The organism is Bifidobacterium sp. WK012_4_13 (assembly GCF_041080835.1).
Classification (GTDB): Bacteria; Actinomycetota; Actinomycetes; order Actinomycetales; family Bifidobacteriaceae; genus Bombiscardovia; species Bombiscardovia fermentum.
This window is the reverse complement of the sequence record NZ_CP129683.1, coordinates 840,427-855,287: the sequence shown is the minus strand read 5'-3', so window position 1 is coordinate 855,287 and position 14,861 is coordinate 840,427. Positions and strand designations below refer to the sequence as shown.

General features: G+C 45.1%; 13 protein-coding genes. 8 read left to right on the top strand and 5 right to left on the bottom strand.

Features of this window, described 5'->3' with window-relative positions; translation table 11 throughout:
* The first annotated feature begins 231 nt into the window (after positions 1-231).
* The 6 genes from QN062_RS03435 to QN062_RS03410 all read left to right on the top strand — a co-directional run bounded on the left by QN062_RS03435 (position 232) and on the right by QN062_RS03410 (position 6,040).
* Positions 232-1,713 carry a flippase gene (locus QN062_RS03435; RefSeq protein WP_369342202.1) on the top strand — a complete coding sequence of 494 codons (1,482 nt, stop codon included), beginning with the start codon at positions 232-234 and terminating at the stop codon, positions 1,711-1,713.
* 109 nt (positions 1,714-1,822) lie between these two features.
* Positions 1,823-2,704, top strand: a complete 882-nt coding sequence (locus QN062_RS03430; protein WP_369342201.1) for a hypothetical protein — start codon at positions 1,823-1,825, stop codon at positions 2,702-2,704.
* On the top strand, positions 2,701-3,015 hold the full coding sequence (locus QN062_RS03425; protein ID WP_369342200.1) for a glycosyltransferase: 315 nt from the start codon (positions 2,701-2,703) through the stop codon (positions 3,013-3,015). Before QN062_RS03430 ends, QN062_RS03425 begins: the two co-directional genes overlap by 4 nt.
* 123 nt (positions 3,016-3,138) lie before the next feature.
* A complete protein-coding gene (locus tag QN062_RS03420; protein WP_369342199.1) occupies positions 3,139-3,903 on the top strand; it encodes a DUF4422 domain-containing protein in 765 nt (254 codons plus the stop codon).
* Between the two features lie 254 nt (positions 3,904-4,157).
* Positions 4,158-5,036 carry a glycosyltransferase family 2 protein gene (locus QN062_RS03415; RefSeq protein ID WP_369342198.1) on the top strand — a complete coding sequence of 293 codons (879 nt, stop codon included), beginning with the start codon at positions 4,158-4,160 and terminating at the stop codon, positions 5,034-5,036.
* Between the two features lie 212 nt (positions 5,037-5,248).
* Positions 5,249-6,040, top strand: coding sequence for a DUF4422 domain-containing protein (locus tag QN062_RS03410; RefSeq protein ID WP_369342197.1), 792 nt, complete (start codon positions 5,249-5,251; stop codon positions 6,038-6,040).
* Between the two features lie 55 nt (positions 6,041-6,095).
* Here QN062_RS03410 and QN062_RS03405 read toward each other — a convergent pair whose 3' ends face one another.
* The 5 genes from QN062_RS03405 to QN062_RS03385 form a co-directional block, all read right to left on the bottom strand.
* On the bottom strand, positions 6,096-7,148 hold the full coding sequence (locus QN062_RS03405; protein WP_369342196.1) for a glycosyltransferase family 2 protein: 1,053 nt from the start codon (positions 7,146-7,148) through the stop codon (positions 6,096-6,098).
* 102 nt (positions 7,149-7,250) lie between these two features.
* A complete protein-coding gene (locus QN062_RS03400) occupies positions 7,251-8,525 on the bottom strand; it encodes a hypothetical protein (RefSeq protein WP_369342195.1) in 1,275 nt (424 codons plus the stop codon).
* Between the two features lie 338 nt (positions 8,526-8,863).
* On the bottom strand, positions 8,864-10,753 hold the full coding sequence (locus tag QN062_RS03395; protein ID WP_369342194.1) for a DUF4012 domain-containing protein: 1,890 nt from the start codon (positions 10,751-10,753) through the stop codon (positions 8,864-8,866).
* A gap of 112 nt (positions 10,754-10,865) precedes the next feature.
* Positions 10,866-11,750 (bottom strand): sugar transferase, encoded by an 885-nt coding sequence (locus QN062_RS03390; RefSeq protein ID WP_369342193.1) that lies wholly within the window; start codon positions 11,748-11,750, stop codon positions 10,866-10,868.
* A 56-nt stretch (positions 11,751-11,806) separates the two neighbouring features.
* A complete protein-coding gene (locus QN062_RS03385; protein ID WP_369342192.1) occupies positions 11,807-12,472 on the bottom strand; it encodes a hypothetical protein in 666 nt (221 codons plus the stop codon).
* A gap of 189 nt (positions 12,473-12,661) precedes the next feature.
* On the opposite strand from QN062_RS03385, the gene QN062_RS03380 reads away from it, so the two are divergent.
* On the top strand, positions 12,662-13,606 hold the full coding sequence (locus QN062_RS03380) for an ABC transporter substrate-binding protein (RefSeq protein ID WP_369342191.1): 945 nt from the start codon (positions 12,662-12,664) through the stop codon (positions 13,604-13,606).
* A gap of 89 nt (positions 13,607-13,695) precedes the next feature.
* On the top strand, positions 13,696-14,664 hold the full coding sequence (locus tag QN062_RS03375) for a Ppx/GppA phosphatase family protein (RefSeq protein WP_369342190.1): 969 nt from the start codon (positions 13,696-13,698) through the stop codon (positions 14,662-14,664).
* The last annotated feature ends 197 nt before the right edge of the window (positions 14,665-14,861 follow it).

Genomic DNA, 14,861 nt, shown 5'->3' with positions numbered 1-14,861 from the left:
GGTATGCATATGTATCCGATGTATCTGATTTCAGATTGAGCCTTCTGTTGGAATTCCTGATAGTTCCACGAAATTGTCTTCGAATCTTTTCCACGAGTTTTGAACATATTAGGAATGATCTCGAGCACAACTCTTTTTGATGCTGAACGTTGCGTTGTAGTGAGTGTCTGATTACTGAGGCCAGTGGAAGACGTGGAGATGCTTCTGTTCGAAAAGATAAGGGTTTCGAGTATGCTGAATCGAGTGGAAGAAGAAAAACCAGTGGAGAACAAGCCAAAAATACGTTCAGTTAAGTTCAATGTATTAATGAATATGATTCTGACATCGTCGTCTTTCATATTTCCTCTCATGACTGTTCCATATGCCTCAAGGGTTTTAGGTACTCATGGTACCGGAGCCGTTGCTTTTGCACAGAGTCTCATTGGTTACTTCTCTTTATTTGCAGTCATGGGTATCACAGTTTATGGAGTTCGTGAATGTGCAAGGATTCGAGACGACTATAGACAATTAAGTAAAACTGTTCAGGAATTGCTTATTATTCTGTTTTGCACGACCACAGTTGTCTATATTATTTTTTTACTGGCCGTTTTCTTCGTCCCTAAGATGCGTGACCAGATGACTTTGATGCTTATATTTAGCGTCGGGATCTGGCTTTCATCTTTTGGAATTGACTGGTTTTATCAAGCAATAGAGCAATACGGATACATTACTGCCAGAAATATTGTTTTCAAGTTTATTGCACTGATTCTGATGTTTATTTTAGTCCGTAGAGCTTCGGACTATGAACTATACGGTTTAGTCACGGTAATCGCGGGGTATGGATCGAACATCGTTAATATGTTCCGTCTTAGAAAGCTAATTTCTTTCAAGAAAGAAAACAAATGGAATTTTCGAAGACACTTTAAACCAATGTTTTCATTTACCGTATCTAGTATCTCTTCGGGTTTATACAGTCAAATTGACATTGTGATGCTTGGCTTCTTGGGCACTACATCGATGGTAGGTGTTTATCAATTGGCTTTCAAAATTAAAAACGTCTTGACCACTGCCATTGGTTCAGTCGGCAATGTAATGCTACCTAGACTTTCATATTTCAATCAAGGCGGGAAGAAGGAAGAGTTCGAAAAGCTCCTAGTGAAAAATTTCAATTTTATTATCAGCTGCGGACTTGCTCTAACGGCCATATGCATTATATGCAGCAAGAGACTCGTTCTTTTAGTCGGAGGAGACTCTTTTTTGTCTTCGGCAATTCCTCTGTGCATAATTGCTCCAGTGATGTTGCTGTCGCCGGCAAATCAAATGCTTTCACAACAGATGATAGCAATTGGAAAAGAGAAAGCGTACGCCTGTATAAATTTTGGCACGCTCATCCTAGCCATTTTACTTTCAAGTATATTTGTCCAAAGGTTGGGCGCAATTGGTGCTGGAATAAGTGTTACAGTGGCTGAACTCCTGTCAATTCTCGTTAGAATTTATACTCTTCGATTTTTTGTCAAATCAATATTGAAACGGTTGGAGTTGTGGAAAGTTTTTGCCGCTTTGGTCTTGGCTTCTTTACTTTCCATTTTTCTACTGGGCTATACAGAGATATGGGGGTCGTTTTTCTCGTTACTCGTCTCGGTAGGTTCATTTGTCGCTTGTTATTTTGGGGTTTTGTTGATCACAAGATACAGTTTTTTGGTGATTTTTGTCTCGAAGGAAAGAGAAGAGTAATAGGACTTTTTTTGAAGATTTTGAGGTGGTAATGATTATATTCTTAGAATGCAAGCAATTGCGGATTGTTTTGCATTGATGATGTTGATTGTATAAATAAGGAGCAAGGTTGTCATCGGTAATTTTTCAATTCTTTCCCTCACCTTATGTTGAGGGTGGGGCCGCGAAGTCGAATATCCAAATCGCTGATATCCTTCGTGATTCAGGATATTGTGTCCGGCCAATAATTCCATTTGCCCGACATCATCATGATGTGTACGATACTTTGCAGAAAAAAGGGTATTCATGTATGCGATTAGTGATGCCAATGTCTGTCAGGCCACAGACTTTTAAGACAAATCATGAAAAACTCCATTTTTACTTCAGGTTGTTGATAAGACTGTGTTTTTTCATTCCTAATGAGTTTATTCTCTTTTTGATGAGCATTAAGTATTCACAGAGAAAAGTGTTATTCTACCACGGCGGCGGTAACCTAACTCAGGGCTTCTTGTGCGCGGCACTTAGAAAATTGCCTTTAATTATTCATATCCGTGAGTTCATTGAAGAGGACCAGAATTGGGCATATCTTTCTGAGCGCTTACAGCGGAAATATTTTGATTATGCCTCCGTATCGATATGCATATCGAACGCATTGGAAAAGAAATTTCGTACGAAATATCCTACAGGTAATTTCTGCGTCGTTTATAATGCGATTTTCAATGCACTATCAGGAAGTAACCGTGCTGTCTCTTCACACAAGCTATTTGGAAAAGAAGTTCCAGAAATAGTAATTGTAGGGAATATCGCTCCTCATAAAGGACAGCTTGAAGCTATCAAAGCAATTGGATGGCTTCATGATGAAGGGCAAGAAGTGCATTTGACCGTCGTGGGAGATCCTTCGCATACGCCACGCAACTATTTGAATGAAATAAGAGATACGATCGATGAAAAAAAATTGATGCTAACATATCCATGGTCGGGTATCAAAGTGAAACTCAAAGATATTATATGAGCGCAGATATAGCCTTAGTATGTTCAAAATGTGAGGCTTTCGGCCGAGTAACTATCGAAGCAGCATCTGCAGGCTGCATAGTTATTGGTGCCGATACCGGAGCTACGCCTGAGATTTTGAGCAAAATTGGTGGTATTAAATATATATTGGGTAGTTGCGAGGATCTGGGTGAAAAAATTCGTGAAGTCATCCAAAGTAAAGAGCACTATATCACGCATCAAAATGAGTTTATTAAATTAGCTAGAACCAATTTTACAGTTGAAATGATGCAGCATAAGCTGCTTACAATATTTGAAACTGTTTTGAAATGATGGTCACTGGGAAGTCACTGCTAGTGGCTAAATGAATCATTGCACTCAAGGTGTTTAAATTGATGCTATTAATTCATTACGATGCTCAGAATTTAGGTTGTATTTGATCAGGAGAAGGCTGGTATGTCAACCACAGGTATTTATATCGCTACTCAGCAAGAGCTGTCTTTCAAACCCGCGGATATTTATAAGCCCATCCAAGTTGGAGCAGAGGGGCATGAGCCGATTGGCTATTTAAGAGACGATACGGAGGATAATATTTCTTCCAAGAACCCACACTACTGTGAATTGACCGCACAATATTGGATGTGGAAAAATGCCTTGGAAGATGTCATCGGTTTATGTCACTACCGGCGATATTTCTTTACGAATTCATTTTCTGCAAATGCCAGCAATATCATGAAAAATGACGATATCGATGAGGCATTATCTCAGGCACAAATGGTTATAGCGAAGCCACGGCAATTTAAATATACTAATGCAGAGGTATTCAGCCATTACCACCATATTGGTGATCTGCTGACGTGTAGACAAGTTCTGGCAGAGAAATGTCCCATCTTCTTGGACGCATTTGACAACATGCTAATGAAAAAAGAGTTAAGTTGTTTCAACATGTTGATTACAAGAAAAGAGGTATTCGCTGAATACAGCTCCTGGCTCTTTTCAATTTTGGCTGAGGTCGAAGAGAGAACAGACATAAGAAGATATGATAAGCACAATGCGCGTCTGTATGGTTTTCTTTCAGAACGTCTGATGAACGTTTGGATTGATACCGAGATGATTAAAATCGAGTACAAACCTGTCTTTCTTCTTGACGAAAAGTATCATCTTCCAAGAATGATTAAGAGAAAAGGGGAAAGCAAAATGTGGGAAGTGTTCTGTAGCTAATTCGTCTCAATCCTTTTCTCGGCGATGCGGCGCTTTTTGCGGTTAAGTAGTAGCTGAAACGCGACAATGTCGGTGGTCCCAAATTCTCTGTTGGTATTGTTATGTCATTGATCGGTATTGGACATAGATGAATGAAACAATAAATGGGCTGAAAATTGTTTATGCCCGAGAATATATTTACACCTGATATGGTAAGAACCCGATGAGGGGCATTGCTGTCTTGCTGAATATGGTCGCGATGGAGGAAGAATAAGTTGTCGGATAGAGTTTGCTTCGTTGTGCTCCATTATCTTGATTTCGATTCAACCGTTAATTGTGTTGAATCTATTCGATCGCTTCAGTCTTTTGACGATGTTCAAGTAGTCATCGTTGACAATGGATCCTCAAATGGTACTGGCAAGAAATTGATTCTAAAATATCAAAACATTTCACAGATACATGTCATTTTAAACGATGAGAATCTGGGCTTTGCAAGAGGTAACAATATTGGATATGTTTTTGCCAAGAAAAAGCTTTGTGCCGAGTATATTTGTCTTTCAAACAATGATATTTTAATCCACCAGAAAGGCTTTATTGATCTTTTGCTGTACAAGGAGAGACCAAGATTTGATGTGCTGGGGCCAGATATCTATATCCCGTCTTCAGAAAAACATCAAAACCCTCAACGACTGAAGGGTTATTCAAGTCAAGAGCTTGAGTCAGATATCGCTAAGTGGAAATTGATTAGAGCTATTTACAGAGGCTTTCCCTTTAGAATTGTTGATTTGTTTTATAACCGCCTGCTAAAAATATTGCATACGAAGCCCTCGATCCATAAAGTTGATTCCGTAATGAGAAATATTCAGTTGAATGGGGCTTTCTTAATATATGGGCCGCATTTCATCCATAATGAAGATTTTGCATTTGATCCGCGCACGTTCCTATACCTTGAAGAGGACTTTTTATATCACAGGTGCATGAGAAAGGGATACGTACTTTTATATGATCCCTGTTTGAAGGTGATTCATAATGAGCATGCAAGTACAGTAATGGCTTCGAAAGACGTAGTTGCAAGGAAAATTTCGAATCTTTCTTATCATATTGAATCTGCGAATAGTTTATTGAAGGCGTTCAAAGAATCGAGTATGAATTGAGAAAGTTGTTGGTTGAAATCAAGTTTTAGGAGTGACACGTATATTAATCTATTCTTCATTGGTTAAAAAAATTATTAATTGACCCAAGATTGTTGTGGTTCGAGTGACAAGATGTGGAATGAAACAGCATAACGATAAGTATCATCCGAGTGGTTGTATATTTGCGTTCATTGCAGAGTGAAAGACTCGTCGACTAAAAAGAAAGACTTCAGATGGTTGTTGCCATTGCCATTGCGACACATAAGCAGTATAGAATGCCACATGATTCAGTATACTTACCTATCCAATTAGGCAGGGGAATTGCTCATAACAATTTTGGATTTCAAATGGATGACGCGGGAGACAATATTTCAGCCAAGAATCCGCATTATTCGGAGCTCACCGCTCTGTATTGGCTGTGGAAGAACAGTGATGCAGACTACAAGGGTCTTGTACACTATCGCCGCCATTTCGGTACAAGGAATATATTTGTTCGATTATTTTCTCGAGACCGCTTTACGAAGATCGTTCGAGGGATAGAAATTAAAGAAATTCTTAGTAATTCTCAGATAATTCTTCCGAAAAAACGCCACTATTATGTTGAGACTATTTATTCCCACTATTCCCATACTTTTGATGGTAAACAGCTTGATGTTACACGCGAGATCCTCGAGAAAGACTTTGGCAAGTATGTACCGGCATTCGATCGGGTTATGTCTTCAACAAGTGCACACCTGTTCAACATGTTTATTATGGAATCCCATCTTGTCGATGATTATTGCGACTTCATGTTTTCTGTGATTGGCAAACTTGAGGAATATATCGGATACGATGATCTGAATGCTTTTCAGTCTCGTTATCCGGGCAGAATCAGCGAAAGACTCTTAGACGTGTGGTTGCTCACCAACAACTATGCTTACGCAGAGCTTCCAGTTGTAAGCACTGAACCCGTGAATTGGTGGAAAAAGGGGACTTCTTTCATTAGAGCAAAGCTTGGGGGTAAGGGGTATGACGCAAGCTTCTAGCTTCGGTTACTTAGCGTTTCTCTCCTTCAGAACCGCCCAGTTTCTTGGTGATACATCACTCCCTTGAGATGATCAGCCTCATGAGTGTGAATAGATGGAATTTAAGTAACAGTGCGTATATAAACATTTTCACCGGCATCCTTGTATAGTCAGCCTTGCGCATTGCCGTGATATAGGGTTCTTTACTTAGAAGCGTCTTTATTTCAGAGTACATTGTTTTTTTGTTTTCTGGATATTTCTCGTGGAAGAAATAGTAGCGGAGAATGGGATGAATGCTCTGGATTACCCGGGAATAATAGCCTTGTAAAATTGTCTGATCGAATTCGAATCTTTCCAGAAACTGTTCTGTCGATTCGTGAACCTGTGCGAAGTCATTGACTATGTTGGGGTTGAATTTGTGGCTTGCTGAGGATTCAATATTGTTGTAGTGATACAGCTTTTCTGGAACATAACTTATAGCAGAGGCTTGCTTGAACGCATAAAGGTTGAAGACATTGTCTTGCATTCGTTTTAGTGACTCATCGAATTTCAATTCATGGGAGAGCAAAAAGTCATGTCTGTACAACTTTCCCCACGGAACTCCAATACCTATTTCTGGTGGGTTATAGCATTTATTCTGCCCCAAAATCTGTAGCAATAGCTGTTCTCTGATGTTTGATGAATCAATTTGATGCGAAACAGTTTCTGGGATAAAAGCGTTGCTCACGGAGTGGTTTTTAAATTCGACGTAACAATCGCAAAAAACGATGTCACACGCCTCTCCATGCGCTCTCGAGACAAGTTGTCCCAAGTAGCTTGGGTCAATCCAGTCATCGGCATCAATAAATGCGATCCAACTGCCTGTTGCATGGTACAGACCATAGTTTCTTGCCGCAGAAACGCCATTATTAACCCTATGAAAGACAGAAGCATTTTTACTGATGTTGGCGAAACAATCACAAACTTTAATCGTCTCTTCATCGGTCGACCCATCATCGATGATGAGTAGCTCAAAATCCTGGTTCGTTTGCCTTAATATACTTTCCAAGCATTTGGTCAATAAGACTGAATCTGTGTTATATACCGGCATAATGATTGAGATCATGGGCTGACAGGCAGCGGCTTTCACTTGATCAAATCCTTCCAAATCGATGTATCTAATATCGTTTGATTACAAATTGTGCGAATGAACTGCTTTTGTTGCAAATCATTGCGTATATATCCCATCCCGCTAATTGTCCATATTCATATCGTTTTTCTTTGACCGCAGTACTTTGAATTGCATTATTACCATGGAATAAGACAAAGCTAGATAGACGGAAAGCAAAGGTGAATTGTCAATGGTCACCACAGTAAATTGAATCAGCAATATAATACCAAAATAGATTAATCGCTCATTCTTTGAATGAATTCCAATCCAAAGATATATGCATATTGGTATTAGATAGAGGAACAGTAACAATAGCCCTGCCTGAGCCAGAACGGAAAAAAGCCCGCTGGATGAGCCATTCGATCCACCAAATGCAAGGAAAGAATCCTGATAGTTGCCTAACCCATGTCCCGTCACTGGACTGTCCAGAAAAGAGTACAGGCCAGCCACAATATCACGGTTATGAATCATTAATGATTTAGTATTTGACTTATGAAGTATGGCCCATATTGGAATGACGGATATTGCAGATATGAGACACACCCAGTACAAGATCCTGGCTGAAATATATTTCTTTCTTAAACCCACTAAAGGTTGGGAGGTAACTAAAAAGGCGAACCAGATAACAGGTAGAAGAATGATCCCCGTGGTAGAGAAAGAGGCTAATGAACAAAATGTTAAGAGCGCGGCAGGAAGAATTCTTGGCGTTCTTCTGAGTAGCAACTCGGTAGATAGACAAATTAAGAAAACAAAGTTGGCAAGTGGAGGCTCAACATAGAATAGAGTGAATTTGGGGATTAAGTATCCATGAAAAGATTCGTTCTGAATGGTATAGAGTATTCCTAAATATCCTGATGCAGTTTTATGCCCTCCCCAAATATACGAGAAATCGATATAAGGAATCTTTGATTTAAAAAATATAATAATGAACCAGACGAATAGTGCGATCGTTGAGATGAACACCACACAGTTAATGATCTTTGTAAAGAATCCTTCAATGCAGGTTTCTTCGCCTTTTACAGTGAAGATAAGACCAAATATAGGAATGATTACCGCTAATATTACAATTTTCTGAGCCACATATGACAATACTGAACTGTCTGAATTTGCGGCGAGTGTGATGATGATAGCAATAAACGACAGAGAACAGAGAATTAAACAGTTCCGCAACATATTTAACTTGATTTGGCTCCTTAACGTGAAGAGCCAGATAATGCCAAGGAAGATAATTGATGCTTCGAACACCAAAGAGCTGAATGGGGAGTGCTTAAAGTAAACACTATATGCCGCCAGTACAAATATAAATGCAATTACCTGTTCTAGTGCACTGCTACTTTTATTGGTTAGCTTGCTCAATGTGGTTCTTTCTTTCAAGACTCAACGCTGATTTAACATTATTGATATCGACTACGGTATCGGTAAATTGTAAAAGTTCTTCTCATTACAAATAAATCTATCTGAACTTACAGCCACTGGAATTCAAAACGCAATAAGTATCGAGCTTGAACTATGTTTGGGTGGGTTAACCGAAGAAAGTGGTCAAGATGTATAAGCATGAGACTGAAATCATTCTTGTTCAATGTCTTTCATGATTGAGTTGAAAAAATCAATTAATCAATCGAATTCTTCCTTTCGACTGTTTCGACTTTCACAGAAGCAACAGTGACGGTCTGCACTTGTCAGCATCGAGAAGCTCACCTCACCACGCAGGCCTTCGTATCATACGTGACACCTTCATCGGTCCAGCCCATCGGGGTCTGATCGAGCTTGAGGTCGCTTGTGGATTTCTTCGATGTGGTCACATCGTAGCTGTAGGTGACTGACTTGTTAGGGGCTATGGTCGCAATGGTCGTCCAAGGGGTCTTGCCGTCCATCGAAACCTGCTTTGGCGTTCCACCATTGCCGGACGATACCGTCAGATTCGATAGAGAGCCACCTGCCGGGCCATAGAAGAGCATTCTTTCAACGGCCGTGCCAGGTGCGCTGATATTTCCGGAACCACCGAGGATATATGCGTTGCCGCTTGCCAGATCGGCAGCGGGGATTGTATTCGTGGCCGTGAAGGTGACACGATAGCTCTGCGAACCATCTGCATTGCATGAGCTTCTGGTGATGACCGTCTTCCTGTGAATATACCAATCCATCTTTGACGGGTTGTTCTCATTGAGATAGATGCCTATCTCGGGATCCGTCTCGCTGCTCGGCGAGCTTTTTGCGAGTCCGGCATCTTGGAAGTGCTTGGCATCGTCGGAATGGAAGGAATAGAGGTAGAGATGCCTTTGGCCTGCCAGCGTCGTGAATGACTGCGCCATCTTGATCATCTTCGATGCAGTCATGTTTTCGAACACATCGTTCATAGCAGCCGTGGCGACATATCCGAAGTACGCGTTCTGCTGCGATACGGGAACGTCCTTGTAGATGCCGTTAAGCAGGAATGCAGCGGTGTTGTCGCCGGTGAGCGTCTGCCCCGTGGGCAAGGTCACGTCGCCGCTCAGCTTTATCATCTCCTGCACGAACACGGGGTCGATGGCCATCACTCCGTCGACCGTGCTGTTGTATTGCGACTCCTGCCACACGGACTTGACCGTGTCTGCGGTGCGCGAGAAATCGGGGAAGGTGGCAAGGTCACGAATGTCAAAGGCAAAGTCCAGAGGCGAGCTGAACACGCTTTCCTCTTCGGCATTGGCATGCGACCCGCCAATGTTGAGGAATTCTGAGTTCGGATGGAAGTCCCCGACCTTGATCAGACCGTCATCCGCCGAGAAGCTTCCCAAAGAGCCGATCAAGCCACCACTGGAACGTGCTTCCGAAGTCGTCTGGGCGACGATGACATAATTCCGGGCGCCGCCGGAACCAAGGAACTTTGGCATGACCTGAATCAGATTATTGATCTTGTCGGTTTTCTCAGAGACCGAAGTGAATTTCTCAACGGCCATGTTATATGGCGACTTGATTTGCTTCAGATGCGGTTCAGGAAGACTCTGCAGGGTCTTCAGCTCTGACTTGATCGAATCGTTTGCCGCATTGAAGCCACTCTGTGCATTGACGATTGGTTGGATGTTGATCTGCTTGTCGCCGGTGCTCAGCTTTGCCCCAAGCATCTTCTGCAATGTTTTCGAAAGCTGGGGGAGGGTATCCGAGGCCAGTGAATCAACGGCATGAGTCATGCCACGAACTGTGGTGATGTCATCCCCATAGACCGGCGCCTTAGAGGCCAGCTTCCATAGGCTTCCATCGGTTATCGAGGCTGCCTTCGAAGTGTGCTTCTGAAGCTCTGGAATGATCTTGCTGACCGCATCCTTGTCCTTGAGCTGGCTGATGTCCTGGACGCTCGAGATGAGCGAGATGGCCTGCTCCTCTTCCGATTTGACCTCCATGGCCTGACGATAGAGCTTCATGCCCAGATACCCGCCAACGACTCCGATGACGATCAGGACCAGGAGGATGATCGACAGTGCGATCCCAATCTTGCGGCCAGTATGCTTCGGAATCGGCTGATTTGAGTGATGCCCATATCCCTGTCCGGACGGATTCTGATATTTTCCGCTGCGTTTCGAAGAAGAACCTTGGCTGGCTTCACTCATGGATATTTGCTCCTCAATACAAAATTCGACGTGTCAATTGTACGGTCTCAAAGGCAGGCAAGCATCAACCGTCGGTTAATCGATATTATGCCTATGCCTGATATGGCAAAGGCTAATAGGCTCCGACACCTCTGAACATGACGACCCCGGTCTTAAGCATGATAACGACATCGCTGGTGATCGACCAATTCTCGATATAGGAAACGTCCAATTGCTCCGCCTGCTCCTGAGATAGATTCGAGCGCCCTGAAATCTGCCAAGGCCCTGTTATCCCGGGTTTCACCAGCAACCGCGTCGAATACAGCTTGCTATATTTGTCGACTTCATACTGACGCTGGGGGCGTGGGCCGACTATCGACATGTCTCCCTTGAGCACGTTGTAGAACTGTGGAATCTCGTCCAGGGAATACTTGCGCAGGACTTTTCCGATGGCAGTCACTCGGGGATCGTCCTTCAGCTTGAACAACGCCCCATATTCCTGGCCGTATTCCTCGGCGAGCATCTTATCAAGCTGGTCCGCATTACTTTGCATGGATCGGAACTTATAGAACTTGAAGGGCTTGCCATTCTTGCCGATTCGCTCCTGACAATAGAATATCGGGCCCTTGTCCTCGTGCTTGATCATCAGGGCGATGGGGAGCATGACGAATGGGCAAAGCACAAGCAAGGCGAAGGAGGACACCATGACGTCGAACGTTCGTTTGATCATTGCTGCGAAGAAGCTGTATTGCGGCAGCGAAGCGGTGAGCACATTCTGCTGCATCGTGTCTCGCAGGTGAAGGCGGTGTCCGCCGACATCCGCCACGGAAACGGTGAAGGCCAGTTCGATGCTCCTCGACTCCAACAGCAGCGACAGGGCTCTCATATGCTCCGAATCGCGGGAGACGGCATCGGTAACCAGCAGAATCTGCGACTTCATGGATTGCATGTCATCGGCGATGCTGTTCGAGAATGGCAGTATCTTGACAGGGAACTTGGAAAAGATCAGCTTGCTCACTGAGAGCGCTGAGATGTCCTGCGTGAAGTTGGCGTTGGTCTCAACTGGGCAGACGGCTACTGGCCGATATCCCAGGGTGTTGCATGGTCCAACATGTGGAGGCTCTCAAGTATGCCATCTACCGAACCCATGATCACCGTGTCATATTTGCACAGATTCTTCGTCCTCAGTCTGAGAAGTACCTTGCGGGAGCACCATCTGCCCAATATCTCAACGAATGCCGCGACCGTGGGCGCCTCGATGACGGCAGTCCTCGGCAGCTCAAGCTGGAACATGTACACAAGATATCCTGTGACCACAACGGTGATCACGCCGGCATTGAGTATTATCGCGTAGATCCGGTATCCGTCGGTCATGATATGTCGTCGATATGCGCCCGCTCCAAGAAGGGAGAGCACCCAGATCAGGCATTGGAACACAGCAAATGCCCAGAATGAAAATGAATCGGTAAGCGTTATGTAGGAGTCGGATTTGACCAGGAGACAGAACCATAGTGATAGGAGCATCGCCAGAACATCCTGCGCAACCAGCGATGCAAGATACATGTATCGCCACCGCGGAATCTGACTTTGATGTCGACCATGACTCAAGTCGGACAGCGAAATGGACAGTCGTGCACTGCGGTCCCGCACTCTTCCATAGCGTTTCCGGGCATCGTTGCCCGCCTCCGGCTCAATGGTACGAGTGGTTGAGTCCTCGGTCGAAAAACTGCTTTCCTGCATAGTTCTCTCCATGCCCGTTCATGAATCAGCGGACTGTTCTCTCTCTTGTTGCACTCCCGATAAACATAATAGTAACTGTACGAATACTGAAAGAAGCGTTAAAGGCCCATTTTATGGAAAAATGCACTTTTCAGCAATCAGCTGTAAGGTGTGATGGGCTATTTGTTATTTTGGGGGAGTTATATAGATATGAAGACAACATTGGCTAAGAGGTTGCCTGCCGTCATGATGTGTGCAGGACTGATGCTCACTGCCGTTGCGTGTGGCACGACGGATGGATCGGAAGCTGGTTCCACCAGCGGTTCAAATGGCCCGACGAGTGCGACGATCAAGCCTTATGACGTGAGTGGAATCAAGAAGGACAGCGCGATAGCCGCATTGGTGCCATCGAGCGTTACCGATGACAGCCAGCTGACAGTGGGCATGGAGACCTCGTATGCACCTGCTGAGTTTTTGGAGTCAGATGGCAAGACCCCGACAGGATATGATGTCGATCTGACCAACGCCATCGCACGGGTGTGGGGTTTGAAATCCAACCCGACAAGCGCATCCTTCGACTCCATCATTCCAGCGATCGGAAGCAAGTACGATCTCGGAATCTCGAGCTTCACCATCACCAAGGATCGCGAACAGACCGTGGACATGGTTTCGTATTACAAGGCCGGCATGTCCTATGTGGTGAAGAAGGGCAATCCGGAGAAGGTTCAGGCTACGGACATGTGCGGCGTGAGCCTGGGAGTGCAGACCGGAACCATAGAGGAGCAGGAGGCTGACACCAATAGCAAGAAATGCACCGCGGATGGCAAGAAGGCGATTGGCGTCCAGTCCTTCAAGATGCAGACGGACGCAACGACTGCTGTCCTGACCGGTAAGATAGACGCGTTCTATGCGGATTCGCCGGTTGCTGGCTATGCAATCGCGCAGACGGGCAAGCAGCTGCAGACGGTTGGCGAGGATGAGGGAGTCGTTCCTCAGGGAATCGTCATCAAGAAGGGCGATCGAAAGCTTGGAGAGGCTGTTCAGAAGACGATGCAGAAGTTCATCGACGACGGCACCTATGGCAAGATCCTGAAGCACTGGGGAGTGCAAGGCGGTGCGATCACGAAGGCGGAGCTGAACCCGGCCGTCGAATAGTCGCCTTCTCGTGCCCAACTTTTGCAATGCTGCCCATGGCAGTCCTGGATTGCGAAGTTGGGTACGCCTCCATTGCTAAGGTCGCAACTATGACAACAATGCGCGCAAGAAGCACACGCCTGGGCGTACTCGACATCGGTTCCAACACCATTCATATGCTGATTGTCGATGCCGCACATGGGGCGCCTCCGGTTCCCGAGGCAAGCTGCAAATCCACGATTCGCCTGATGCAATACATCAAAGATGATGGATCGATCAGAAAATCAGCGGTTGAGATCATCATCGACGCCATCGATAAGGCCATGGAGATGGCCAAGGAGCACGAGATCACTCAGCTGCTTCCAATGGCTACCTCGGCAATCCGAGAAGCTCCGAACGGGGCGAAGATTCTGCATAGGCTCGAACATCATATAGGTCAGCCAATCACGGTGCTTTCAGGAGAGGATGAGGCCAGGCTCACGTTCCTGGCCGCACGACGCTGGTATGGGTGGGATGCAGGTCGGCTGCTCATGATCGACATTGGCGGAGGTTCTCTTGAGGTCGCGATGGGACGAGATGAGGAGCCCAGTCTCGCTTTGAGCGTTCCGGCGGGTGCGGGGCGAGTCACCCATGAGCTGCTGCCCGATGGCATGGCCGACGAGAAGCTTTTGGAAGACGTCCATCATGAGGTGAAGAAGATCATTGAGCCCATGATCGAGGCATTTCCAACGAGCAAGGAACCCAACCATGCTGTCGGAACGTCAAAAACCATGCGATCGCTGGCCCGTCTTGCTGGAACTGTTCGTAAGGAAGGCGGACGGGAGAATTCGATGGTCATGACCCGTGATGAGCTTGAGGATTGGATTCCCCGGCTTGCTGCGATTTCCCCTGACCAGCGAGTGGCGCTTCCCGGAATCACCAAGGAGCGCACCTTCCAGATCATCGGTGGCGGAGTGGTCGCCGACGAGATCATGAAGGCGCTGAACGTCGAAGAGGTCGAAATCTGCCCGTGGGCTCTGCGCGAAGGCGCAATCTTGCGCTGGCTCGATCAATTTGGTCGTACGACTCTCGGATTTTGATCTGAATCAGACACTTCTCAGTCGAGATCGTGAGTTTTGCGGCAATTCGAAAGTATCACGCCTGATTTTTGGTTTTTTGCCGTCGCAATTATGCCATTCTTGGCGGTTTATACTTTCCCATTGCCGCAAAACTCACGATCTCGATTCTTCTGGGCGATATCCGGTTTCCGCATCATGTCAATATCGTTGAAATTCCG